Origin of the sequence: Tepidimonas sp. (assembly GCF_046292505.1) — a bacterium.
Taxonomy (GTDB): domain Bacteria; phylum Pseudomonadota; class Gammaproteobacteria; order Burkholderiales; family Burkholderiaceae_C; genus Tepidimonas.
Genome location: NZ_JBKBQX010000011.1, coordinates 59,117 through 69,391, shown reverse-complemented (window position 1 = coordinate 69,391; position 10,275 = coordinate 59,117). Strand labels below are relative to the sequence as shown.

Sequence of the window (10,275 nt, the reverse complement as noted above, 5' to 3'; positions counted from 1 at the left end):
AGGTTGCCCAGCACCGGCACGTCGCCCAGCCCCGGCACCTTGTCCTGGTTGCCGCCGTACTCGTCCTGCAGCAGCCCGCCCAGCACGACGATGCCGCCGTCCTCCACCATCACGGTGGATTCGATCGCGCGCTTGTTGGTGATGAGGCCACTGGGGTTGCCGATCGAGCTGGGCAACACGCTGCTGACTTCCTGGAAGATCTGCAGTCGCACGGTGCCGTCGTCGTGGATCTGCGGCCGCACGCGCAGCGTCAGGCCGACGTCGCGCCGCTCGATGGTCTGAAACGGGTTGACCGCGCCCTGGTTGGTGTTGTTGGCGGTGTACTGGCCGGTGATGAACGGCACGTTCTGGCCGATGACGATCTTGGCCTCCTCGTTGTCCAGCGTCAGCAGGTTGGGCGTCGACAGGATGTTGGCGTCGCCTTGCGTCTCGAGGAAGCGGGCCAGGGCGCTCAGCACGTAGGTGCCGCCGATGCGCTGCGCGATGCCGACGTTGAAGCCCGGCGCCGGTAGCTGACCCTGGCCGCCGTTCTGCGTGGCCAGGTTGAGGATGTTGGCGCCGCCGGTGCCGAAGTTGGTGCCCAGCAGCCCGATGGCGCCGTCGCCGTCGCGGCCGATGATGCTCTGCCACTGCACGCCGATCTCGGAGGCCTTCTCGGCGCTGACCTCGGCGATCAGGCTTTCGACGTAGACTTGCGCGCGGCGCACGTCCAGCAGGTCGATGACGCGGCGCAGCTCGCGGTACAGTGGCTCCGGCGCGGTGATGATGAGGGCGTTGTTGGCGGTGTCGGCCTGCACCTGGCCGCCGGTGGTGGCCGCCGTGGCGGTTGCCGCGACCGCGCCGGCGATTCCGCGCGCGCCACCGGTCGATCCCGTCGGGCTGGCGCCCGGGCTGGTCGCCGGTGCCGCGGCCGCAGCGGTGGGCGGGGTGGCCGGCGTTGCATCGGTGCCACCCGGGGCGCCCGCTGCGGCCAGCGCGGCACGCAGCGTCGTGGCCAGCTGCGCCGCATCGGCGTGACGCAGGTAGACGACGTGGATGTTGGCCGCCGCGCTGGCGGCGCTGGGGCGATCCAGTCGCTCGATCAGCGCCTTGGCCAGCTGCAGCCGCGCCGGGTGGCTGGCGCGCACCAGCAGGCTGTTGCTGCGCGGGTCGGCCAGCACCGTGGTGCGCGGCCCGCCGGGCGTGCGGTTGGGGCCGGGGACGCTGTCGTCGTCGAGCAGCTGGCGCGCCCAGCCGACGACGTCGGTGGCGATGGCGTGCTTGAGCGGCACCACCTCCAGGTCGGTGGCGGTGCCGACGTCCAGCGCCGCGATGATGCGCGCCAGCCGCTGCAGGTTGTCGGCGTAGTCGGTGATGACCAGCGCGTTGTGCGTGTTGTTGACGGTGATCGGGTTGTTCGGGCTGATCAGCGGACGCAGGATCGGCAGCAGCTGGTTGGCATTCTCGTGCTGCAGGCGAAAGATCTGCGTGACGAGCTGCCCGTCGCGGGCCGCAGCCGGTTGCTCCTCGGTCAGCACCGGGCCGCCGAGCAGCTTGGCTTCGGCTTCCGGGACGATCTTGAGGATCCCGGCCGACTCCACCAGCGCAAAGCCGCGCAGCCGCAGCTCGGCACCGAACTGCGCCAGCGCGGCGGACGGGCGCACCGGCGTTTCGGTGATCAGCGTCAGCGCGCCCTTGACGCGCGGGTCGACGACGATGGCGCGGCCGGTGGCGACGCCCAGTGCCCGGGCCACCGCCTCGATGTCGGCGTCGACGAAATTCAGCGTGATCGGCTGGCCGGCGCGCACCGCTGGCGGCGGGGTCTGCGCAGCCAGGGAGCCGGACAGCGCCGCCGCCAGCAGCGCCAGCGCCACGGTGCGGGTGAGGCGGAAGCAGAGGGTCGCGTCGTTCATGCGGGGTTTCCGATGCGCAGATGGGCGCGCGCACCGTCGCGGCGGCCCAGCAGGTTGAGCAGGTTGGACAGGGCGTCAAGCCGCTCGGGATTGGCCTCGGCCAGTCCCTGCAGCTGCAGCCGGCCGCCGGGCCAGCCGCCGCTGGCCTGCAGCCGCAGGTCGCCGCGCAGCGTGTCGAGCGCGAACGTCGGCGCGGCGCCCGGTGCGGCCTGCAGCGTGAGCCGGTAGCTGCCCAGCGGCCGCAGCGGGCTGACGGCGGCGGCGACGTCGAGCAGCTCGATGGTGAGCGGGGCGGGGCTGCTCGCAGCCGCGGGGGGGGAGGCACCGAGCGGCCAGCGCAGCGCCGGCCACGCGAGATGCGCGCGCCCCTGCAGGCCGAAGGTGTTCCACGGCGCGCCCAGCGCCTGCAGCCACGCCAGATCCAGCTGCGCCTGCCACGGTTCGGCCTGCAGCCACCAGCTGCCGTCGCGCCGCGCGAGCGTCGCGCGCCAGGGCGCATCGGCAGCGGCGTCGGGCTGCAGCGTCAGGCGCGCGCCGGGAGCCCTCAGGTCGGGCGTCAGTGTCCAGCGCAGGCGGCCGGGCACGGTCAGGGCACCGCCGTCACCGGCCACGCGCAGCACGCCGGAGCCGGCCCACAGCGTGCCGGCCGGTTGCAGCAGCCGCAGCCGGCCGTCGCTCGCGGCGGCCAGCGCCACGTCCACCCAACGCGCCGGGGCCCAGACGACGCTGGCGAAAAGCGCCCCGAGCAGCGTGCCGAGCACCGCCGCGTGCCAGGGGAGGCGGGGGCCGCGCGCGCTCACCGGGCACCTCCCGCGGGGGCCAGGCGCGCGCGACCGCGCCAGAGGCCGCCGTCGCGCTGCAGGTCGAGCTCGGCGACCTGCAGCGCCAGCCGCTCGCGCAGCGCCACGAGCCAGCGCGCCAGTGCCTCGGCCGGCACGCCGCCCAGCTCGACGCGCCAGCCGCCGGCCTCGTCGGCGCGCAGCTCGGCACCCGCGCCCAGTTGCTCCTGCGTGAGGGCACGCACCGTCTCGAGGGTGGCGGCGGGGACCGAGGTGGCGTCGGCGGCCGCTCGCCGCTCGGCCAGAGCCTGCGCCAGCGCTGCGGTGCGCTGCGCCTCTGCCTGGGCCTGCGCCAGCCGCTGCGGCGCCTGCTGCAGCGTGTGCCAGGCGGGCCGGGCCACGCCCAGCCCCCATGCGAGCAGCAGCCCCAGCACCAGCAGCGGGCCGACATGGCGACGCAGCGGCGCGGGCAGGCGCGCGGCAAGCGTCGGCAGCGCGGCACGGATGGACGTCATCGCCCGGCCTCCGGTTGCAGCCGCCACGTCGTTTCGCCTTCCTGGGCCACGGTCAGCCCGGCAGCGCGCGCCGCGGCGCGGATCCGCTCCGCGGGGGGGGCGGCGTCCCAGCGGAGTTCGAGTCGCTCGCCCTGCAGGCGCACCTGCAGCGGCGGGGGGCCCTCCAGCGCGCCCCAGGCGTGCAGCCAGCGCTCCAGCACGCCGGGCGCCGCCGGGCCTCCCAGCTGGGCCAGCGCCTGCGCGAGCTGGCGTGGCGGGTCGAGCAGCACCGGCGCCTGCGGCAGCGCCGTGCGCGCGAGGCGCTGGGTCTCGGCCTGGAGCGCGCGCTCGGCCTGGCGCGCCTGCCATGCCGCTAGGGGCAGCGCCAGCAGCGGCACGGTGGCGGCCACCGCCACGCCCCAGCGCGCCGGCGCCCAGGCTGGATCGGTGCCGACCTCGCGCATGGCGCGCAGCGCACGTTGCCACCACGCGCCGCCGATGCGCCGCCGCCAAGCAAACTGCGCCAGATCTGGCCCGTCGCGCCACGCGTCCGCCCAGCGCCGCGCGGCGGGCAGCGCCTGCCAGGGCGCCTGCGGCCGCGCCGACCGCGCGTCGTCAAAGGCGGTGGGGTCGGCGGCGCAGGTTGGGGCGGCTGGGGATGCGGCGTCGGGGAGTGCATCGTCCTGCACGGCACCGGGCGGCAGCAGCGCGTCGAGGTCGGCCAGCGGCACGGCGGCCACGCCATCCGGCCCGGCCAGCACCGCCATCGGGGCGCCGTCCAGCGCGTGCACCCACAGCACCGGCGCGGGCAGCGGATGGCTTTCGGCGACCAGGCGCTCCACCGTCCAGCCGGGCGCCTGCGCGGCGGCCACCGCGGCCTGCAGCCGATCCTCGCGCACGGTGCCCACCCACGTGCGGCCGTCCGGGGTTGCCAGCCCGATCGCCCAGTGCAGCCGCTGTGGGTCATCCAGCAGCGCCTCCTCCAGCAGACCGGCCAGCGCCGGCGGCGTACGGGCGGCGCGGCCAGCCGGCAGCGCCACCGCGTGCCACGCCAGCCAGCCGGTCGGTACCACGAGCGCGACGCACTCGCGCCCGCCGAGGGCGGCCAGCCCGTCAGCCGGCGCGCGGCCTTGCGCCAGCACCGTGCCGGCGTCGTCCACGCGCGCCCAGTGCCAGGCGGACGGGGCCGCCTCGACCGCCGCGCCGGCAGGAGCGGCGACAGTGGCGCAGCGGTCGACGGGGCGCAGGATCAGCATCGGTCAGGGGTGCGGTGACGGGGCGCGGCAAGCATAGCATCGCCTCAGGGCGCAGCCGGGGTCGCGGCCGGGGCGGCTGCCACGCCGCGCTGGCGCCACAGCACCTCCACGCGCGCACCGTCGCGGCGCAGCAGCGCGGTCTGCTGCACCGTCAGTTCGCCCAGCCGCAGCTGCCCGGTGACGACGAAATAGCGGCTGGCCACGCTCAGCAGCGCCGGCTGCCATGACGCCGCCAGGCGCGGCAGCGCCTCGACGAGCGCCTCCGGGCGCTCGAACGGGCGCTGGCTGCGCAACGTTACGAGGCGCTGCGCCTCGGCGGCGTCCAGCCCCGCCAGCACGGTGCGCAGCACGATGGGGCTGGCGGTGTTGAGGTTGACCGGGGTCGGTTCCGGCAGCCAGACGGTGTGCGGGGCCAGCCGCGCCCAGCTCGCGGCGCTCAGGCCCAGGGCCCGCAGGTCCTCGGTGCGCTGCGGCAAGGGATAACGGGCCGGGCTTTGCGCACCGGCCGGCCAGGCCTGCCGCAGCGCCTCGGCCACCGCGCGCAGCTCGTCGGTCGGCAGTTCCAGCAGCGCGCAGAGCTGCTCGAACGCCGCCAGCGCCGTGGGATCGAGGCGCGGCGCAGCGCCGGTGACGTCGATCAGGTTGCGCCAGTTGAGGCGGGCCTGCGCGTCCTCGATGCGGCCGGCCAGCCACGCCTCGTCGAGCGCGTCGGTGCCTTCGTCGGTGGCGCGCAGGAAGGTCGACAGCCGCGTCGGCTGCAGCGGCACCGCCCACGGCTCGGCCAGGTGGTCGGTACGCGAGGCGCGGCCGTCCTCGCGCACGATCAGGCGCGCCCAGTCTAATGCGCCGGTCAGCAGCCACGCGGCCTGCGCCTGGTCGCGCTCGGCGCGCTCCACGGCCCAGGCGCGCCACTGCAGGCTCCACGCGGCGGCGGCCAGCGTGGACACCACCGCCATCAGCATCAGCGCCACCAGCAGCGCGGCGCCCTGCGTGCGCCTCACGACTTGCCTCCGGCAACGCGGGCCGAGGCCCAGTCGAGCGTCAGCGCTCCCTCGAAGCCGGTGCCGGCGGCGGGCACCAGCACCAGCCGCACGGCGGCGGGTGGCGTGCCCTCGGCACCGGTGGGGCTCCACTGCGCGCCGTCCCACACCTGTACGTCGGCGGCGGCGATGGCCACGGTGCGCACCCCTTGGGCGCGCACGCGCTGCGGTGCCTGCGCCCAGGCCTGCGCGAGCGCGTCGCGCGTGGTCAGCGGCGCCGATGCCCAGCGCGCCCAGCGTCGGCCGTCGTCCACGGCGGCCCACGCCACCACCTGCCAGCCGGCGCCGTCGGTGGCGTGGCGCAGCAGGCGCACCGTACCGCCCTGCCGCGACCAGGCCAGCAGGGGATCGATCGCGCCGGCCGCCGGTGCCACCATCTGATCGAGGTCGAGCTGCCACTGCGCCAGCACGTCGGCCCAGCCGAGCTGCGCGGCGCTGCGCGCCTCGGTGGCCTCGCGTACCCGCAGCAAGCCGTCCAGCGCGCGCCAGCCGAGCGTGGCCAGCAGGGCCAGCACCGCCAGCGCGGTCAGCAGCTCGATCAGCGTCAGGCCCCGGGCGCGGCGCATCGCCAGTTCCTCGGTCAGTGCCGACCCAGCACGGTGGTCAGCCGCGTCAGCACGAGGTCGCTGCCGGCGGGGCGCACGCGCACCTCGACCCGGCGAAAGCTGGGGTTGGGCGTCGGTTCGATCGCGATCTGCACCGTGTGTTCCACGCCGCCCTGCGTGCAGGTGAGCTCGCGCGTGCCGGGGGGCGGGAAGGCCGGCTCCAGCCGCAGCGCGACCTGTGCGTTGTGCGCGCACAGCTGCGCCAGCCACTGCGCGGGCTGGCGCTCGGCGGTGCGCAGCAGGGCCTGGCCGGCCTGCTGGGCGGCCAGTGCCGCGGTGGCGGCGATGGCCAGCGCCACCAGCACCTCCACCAGCGTGAAGCCGCCGGGGCGCCAGCGGGCCGGGTCGCCACGGCTGAGGGCTGCAGCGGCCAGGGGCACCACGGGACTCACTCCACGCGCACCGCGCCCCAGCCGTCGAAGGCCAGGGCGCGCGTGCGTTCGCCGTGGCGCAGCGTCAGCCGCCACGGCGGGCCCATCGGCTCGGTGCCCAGCGCCAGCGCCGGCTGTGGCGGCTCCAGCGTCAGCGCCACGTTCTCGAGTGGCCACGGGCGCGCGCGCGGCAGCTCGGGCAGCGCCGCCTCCGGCAAGCCACGCCAGCGCAGGCCCTCGGCGTCCCAGGCCAGCTCGGCGCGGGTGCCGCTGGCGCGCGCGAGCGCCCGCACGGCCTCGATCTGGTCGCGCAGCTCGGTGGCCAGCCGGTCCAGGCGCCGGTCGGCGTCGCCGCGCCACGCCTGCACCACGCCGACGCTGGCGATGCCGACGATGGCCAGCACCACCAGCAGCTCCAGCAGCGTCAGCCCGAGCGGGCGCCACGCGGCCCGGGCGGGCGCGGGGTCACTGCCAGCTGCCGATGTCGGCATCGTTGCCCTCGCCGCCGGGCTGACCGTCGGCGCCGAGCGAGAACACGTCCACCTCGCCGTAGGCGCCGGGGTTGAGGTACTGGTAAGGCCGACCCCAGGGGTCGTTGGGCAGCTTGTCCAGGTAGGGGCGCCAGTTCGGCGCCGGGGGGCCGGAGGTCGGCCGCTGCACCAGCGCCTGCAGGCCCTGCTCCTGCGAGGGGTAGCGCTGGTTGTCCAGCCGGTACAGCTTGAGCGCCTGCATCAGGTTGGCCACGTCGGCGCGCGCCGCGGTGACGCGCGACTCGTCGGCGCGGCCGATGACGTTGGGTACGATCAGCGCGGCCAGCACCCCGATGATGACGAGGATGACCAGCAGCTCGATCAGCGTGAAACCCCGGCGGGTGCGGCGGGCGGGGATCGCAGGCGCGCAGGCGGATGTCATGCCAACGATGATAATGCAGCCCCATGACACCTTCCGCCGCTCCTCCTGTCCGCAGGTCGCCCGGCCGCCGGGGCCGCGCGGGCGGGCGGGTTCGGTTGCCCGCGCTGGCCGCGCTGCTCGCGTGGGGGGTGGCTGGCTGGCTCGCGGCGGCGTGGGGCTGGCGGCTGTGGGGTCAGGCGCAGGGCGCGGGCCTGGTGGCGCCGCCGCCATCGTCGGCCCCGGTCGTGCAGGTGGAGACGATGGTGCGGGCGCTGGGCGGTGGCGACGGCCGCACCGATACCCCGGCACCGGCCGCCGTCGCCGCCACCGGCTCGGCCTGGCGCCTGCTCGGCGTGCTGGCCGACGGGGGCGGTCAGGGGGCGGCGCTGCTGGCCGCCGATGGCCGGCCGGCGCGGCCCTATCGCGTCGGAGCGACGCTGCCGGACGGCTGGCGCGTGCAGCGCATCGAGCGCGATGGCGTGTGGCTGGCGCCGCCGCAGGGCGGCGAGGCGGTGCGGCTGCCCGCGCCGGTGCGGCCGGCCGTATCGGCCACCGCGCGGGGCACCGGCGGCTGAGGCCGTCGTCGCAGCGCGTCCCTCCGCCGGTCGGGGGGCTGGGCGCCGCTCAGCCGCGCAGAAACAGCTGGTAGACGGGGTTGTCGGTCTCCTCGACGTAGGGGTAGCCGAGTTCGCGCAGGAAGCGCTCGAAGGCCCGCGCGTCCTTCGGCGGCACCTGCAGGCCGACCAGGATGCGGCCGTAGTCGGCGCCCTGGTTGCGGTAGTGGAACAGGCTGATGTTCCAGCTCGGGCGCATCAAGGTCAGGAATTTCAGCAGCGCGCCGGGCCGTTCGGGGAAGATGAAGCGCAGCAGCCGCTCGTCCTGCGCCAGCGGCGAGTGGCCGCCGACCATGTGGCGGATGTGCTCCTGCGCCAGGTCGTCGTGCGTCAGGTCCAGCGTCGCGAAGCCCTGCCGCTCGAAGGCAGCGGCGATCTTGCCGCTTTCGCCCTTGCCGTGGGTGGTCAGGCCCACGAACACGTGCGCCACCTTGGCGTCGTGGATGCGGTAGTTGAACTCGGTGACGTTGCGCGGCCCGCCCGGCAGCGAGCCGATCGTCTGCAGGAAGCGCAGGAAGCTGCCGCGCTCCTCGGGAATCGTGACGGCGAACAGCGCCTCGCGCTCCTCGCCGACCTCGGCGCGCTCGGCGACGAAGCGCAGGCGGTCGAAGTTCATGTTGGCGCCGCACAGGATGGCGGCGTAGGTCTCGCCGCGCGTCTTGTGCTCGGCGACGTGCTTCTTGATCGCCGCCACCGCCATCGCCCCGGCCGGCTCGACGATGCTGCGCGTGTCGACGAACACGTCCTTGATCGCGGCGCAGACCTCGTCGGTGTCGACGGTGACGTAGCCGTCGACCAGCTCGCGCGCGAGGCGGAAGGTCTCCTCGCCGACCAGCTTGACGGCGGTGCCGTCGGAGAACAGCCCGACGTCGGCGAGCTGCACGCGCTCGCCCGCGCGCACCGAGCGCAGCATGGCATCCGAGTCGCTCATCTGCACGCCGATGACGCGGATGTCGGGCCGCACGGCCTTGAGGTAGCAGGCCACGCCGGCGATCAGGCCGCCGCCGCCGATGGCGACGAACACCGCGTCAAGCCGGTTGGAGCCCAGGCCCTGCAGCTGGCGCAGCATCTCCATCGCGATGGTGCCCTGGCCGGCGATGACGTCGGGATCGTCGAACGGGTGCACGAAGGTCAGGCCGTCGCGGCGCGCGAGTTCCGCGGCGTGCTGCGCGGCATCCGAATAGCTGTCGCCGTGCAGCACCACCTCGCCGCCGAGCGCGCGCACGGCGTCGATCTTGACCTGCGGGGTGGTCGTGGGCATGACGATGACGGCGCGCGCGCCGAGCCGGTGTGCGCCCAGCGCCACGCCCTGCGCGTGGTTGCCGGCCGAGGCGCAGATGACGCCGCGCTGCAGCTGCTCGGCCGACAGGTGCGCCAGCTTGTTGTAGGCGCCGCGCAGCTTGAAGCTGAACACCGGCTGCTGGTCCTCGCGCTTGAGCAGCACCTTGTTGTGCAGACGGCGGCTGAGGTTACGCGCCGGCTCCAGCGGCGTCTCGCGCGCCACGTCGTAGACGCGCGCGGTGAGGATCTTCTTCAGGTAGTCCTGCGGGGTCAGCGGGGTGGGATCGGGGCAGGCGGGGGACTGGGCAGGCATGGCGATTCCGAATGGGTCCGCGCAATCATACGGCGCACGGATGCGGTGTCCGTGCCTGCGGCTCCTCCCCGCTGCGGGACCGGACACGAGAAAAAAAGGCCCAGGCGCGAAGCCTGGGCCTTGAACCACCCATAGAGGGCAGAGGAGACAACCGTTGCCGGGCCACGAGGCCCAAACGACGCCGGCCATGCGCCGGGCGCGTCGTACAATCCCGCATATTATATACCGCTTATATTGCGGTGCAGCATACCCGTCTGCGCCGTGTCGTTTTGGAGACAGTTGGATGGAATGCACCGTCACCTGGACCGGCCCTGCGGGCGCTGGCTCCAACATGGGTTTCGTGGCCGCGACCGGCAGCGGTCATATCGTGGCGATGGATGGCGCCGCGGACCCCGCCAAGCCCGAGACCAGTGGCGCCAACCTGGCGCCGCGGCCCATGGAGCTGCTGCTGGCGGGAACCGGTGGCTGCACTTCCTTCGACATCGTGATGATCCTCAAGCGCGGTCGGCACGATGTGCGGGGTTGTCAGGTCAAGATGTCCGCCACCCGGGCCGAGACCGAGCCCAAGGTGTTCACTTCGATCCACATGCACTTCGTGGTGCACGGCAAGGGCATCCCGGCCTCCGCGCTCGAGCGCGCCATCCAGCTCAGCCACGAAAAATACTGCTCCGCCAGCATCATGCTGGGCAAGACGGCGCAGATCACGACCAGCTATGAGCTGATCGAGGTGGACTGACCT

12 protein-coding genes are annotated in these 10,275 nt (G+C 74.7%); 2 read left to right on the top strand and 10 right to left on the bottom strand.

Annotated elements, in window-relative coordinates; all coding sequences use genetic code 11:
* The 9 genes from gspD to gspG form a co-directional block, all read right to left on the bottom strand.
* A partial coding sequence (gene gspD / locus ACK4TH_RS07035) for a type II secretion system secretin GspD (protein ID WP_409624250.1) occupies nucleotides 1-1,892 on the bottom strand: 1,892 nt, incomplete at its 3' end.
* A complete protein-coding gene (locus ACK4TH_RS07030; RefSeq protein WP_409624247.1) occupies nucleotides 1,889-2,692 on the bottom strand; it encodes a type II secretion system protein N in 804 nt (267 codons plus the stop codon). The genes gspD and ACK4TH_RS07030, both read right to left, overlap by 4 nt.
* Nucleotides 2,689-3,186 (bottom strand): type II secretion system protein GspM, encoded by a 498-nt coding sequence (gspM, locus tag ACK4TH_RS07025; protein WP_409624244.1) that lies wholly within the window; start codon nucleotides 3,184-3,186, stop codon nucleotides 2,689-2,691. Before gspM ends, ACK4TH_RS07030 begins: the two co-directional genes overlap by 4 nt.
* Nucleotides 3,183-4,421: a type II secretion system protein GspL gene (gene gspL, locus ACK4TH_RS07020; protein WP_409624242.1), complete on the bottom strand. Its 1,239-nt coding sequence runs from the start codon at nucleotides 4,419-4,421 to the stop codon at nucleotides 3,183-3,185. The genes gspM and gspL overlap by 4 nt, the downstream gene beginning before the upstream one ends.
* Before the next feature lie 44 nt (nucleotides 4,422-4,465).
* Nucleotides 4,466-5,422: a type II secretion system minor pseudopilin GspK gene (gene gspK, locus ACK4TH_RS07015; RefSeq protein WP_409624239.1), complete on the bottom strand. Its 957-nt coding sequence runs from the start codon at nucleotides 5,420-5,422 to the stop codon at nucleotides 4,466-4,468.
* A complete protein-coding gene (locus ACK4TH_RS07010) occupies nucleotides 5,419-6,027 on the bottom strand; it encodes a type II secretion system protein J (protein WP_409624236.1) in 609 nt (202 codons plus the stop codon). The genes gspK and ACK4TH_RS07010 overlap by 4 nt, the downstream gene beginning before the upstream one ends.
* A 14-nt stretch (nucleotides 6,028-6,041) precedes the next feature.
* Nucleotides 6,042-6,449 carry a type II secretion system minor pseudopilin GspI gene (gspI, locus tag ACK4TH_RS07005; RefSeq protein ID WP_409624233.1) on the bottom strand — a complete coding sequence of 136 codons (408 nt, stop codon included), beginning with the start codon at nucleotides 6,447-6,449 and terminating at the stop codon, nucleotides 6,042-6,044.
* 5 nt (nucleotides 6,450-6,454) lie between these two features.
* Complete coding sequence (locus tag ACK4TH_RS07000) at nucleotides 6,455-6,928, bottom strand: prepilin-type N-terminal cleavage/methylation domain-containing protein (RefSeq protein ID WP_409624231.1); 474 nt, start codon at nucleotides 6,926-6,928, stop codon at nucleotides 6,455-6,457.
* Entirely contained in the window at nucleotides 6,903-7,349 is a 447-nt protein-coding gene (gene gspG, locus ACK4TH_RS06995; RefSeq protein ID WP_409624228.1) for a type II secretion system major pseudopilin GspG, read from the bottom strand. The genes ACK4TH_RS07000 and gspG overlap by 26 nt, the downstream gene beginning before the upstream one ends.
* Before the next feature lie 23 nt (nucleotides 7,350-7,372).
* Between gspG and ACK4TH_RS06990 the strand changes: the two genes are divergently transcribed.
* Nucleotides 7,373-7,903: a type II secretion system protein N gene (locus tag ACK4TH_RS06990; RefSeq protein ID WP_409624224.1), complete on the top strand. Its 531-nt coding sequence runs from the start codon at nucleotides 7,373-7,375 to the stop codon at nucleotides 7,901-7,903.
* A gap of 49 nt (nucleotides 7,904-7,952) precedes the next feature.
* On the opposite strand, the gene ilvA is transcribed toward ACK4TH_RS06990, so the two are convergent.
* Nucleotides 7,953-9,536: a threonine ammonia-lyase, biosynthetic gene (gene ilvA, locus ACK4TH_RS06985; protein ID WP_409624221.1), complete on the bottom strand. Its 1,584-nt coding sequence runs from the start codon at nucleotides 9,534-9,536 to the stop codon at nucleotides 7,953-7,955.
* Nucleotides 9,537-9,819: 283 nt separating this feature from the next.
* On the opposite strand from ilvA, the gene ACK4TH_RS06980 reads away from it, so the two are divergent.
* Entirely contained in the window at nucleotides 9,820-10,272 is a 453-nt protein-coding gene (locus tag ACK4TH_RS06980; protein WP_409624218.1) for an OsmC family protein, read from the top strand.
* The last annotated feature ends 3 nt before the right edge of the window (nucleotides 10,273-10,275 follow it).

Coding starts and splice junctions, on each gene's coding strand:
- gspM (WP_409624244.1), bottom strand. CDS start 3,186: ATGACGTCCATCCGTGCCGCGCTGCCGACGCTTGCCGCGCGCCTGCCC.
- gspL (WP_409624242.1), bottom strand. CDS start 4,421: ATGCTGATCCTGCGCCCCGTCGACCGCTGCGCCACTGTCGCCGCTCCT.
- ACK4TH_RS07010 (WP_409624236.1), bottom strand. CDS start 6,027: ATGCGCCGCGCCCGGGGCCTGACGCTGATCGAGCTGCTGACCGCGCTG.
- ACK4TH_RS07000 (WP_409624231.1), bottom strand. CDS start 6,928: ATGCCGACATCGGCAGCTGGCAGTGACCCCGCGCCCGCCCGGGCCGCG.
- gspG (WP_409624228.1), bottom strand. CDS start 7,349: ATGACATCCGCCTGCGCGCCTGCGATCCCCGCCCGCCGCACCCGCCGG.
- ACK4TH_RS06990 (WP_409624224.1), top strand. CDS start 7,373: ATGACACCTTCCGCCGCTCCTCCTGTCCGCAGGTCGCCCGGCCGCCGG.
- ilvA (WP_409624221.1), bottom strand. CDS start 9,536: ATGCCTGCCCAGTCCCCCGCCTGCCCCGATCCCACCCCGCTGACCCCG.
- ACK4TH_RS06980 (WP_409624218.1), top strand. CDS start 9,820: ATGGAATGCACCGTCACCTGGACCGGCCCTGCGGGCGCTGGCTCCAAC.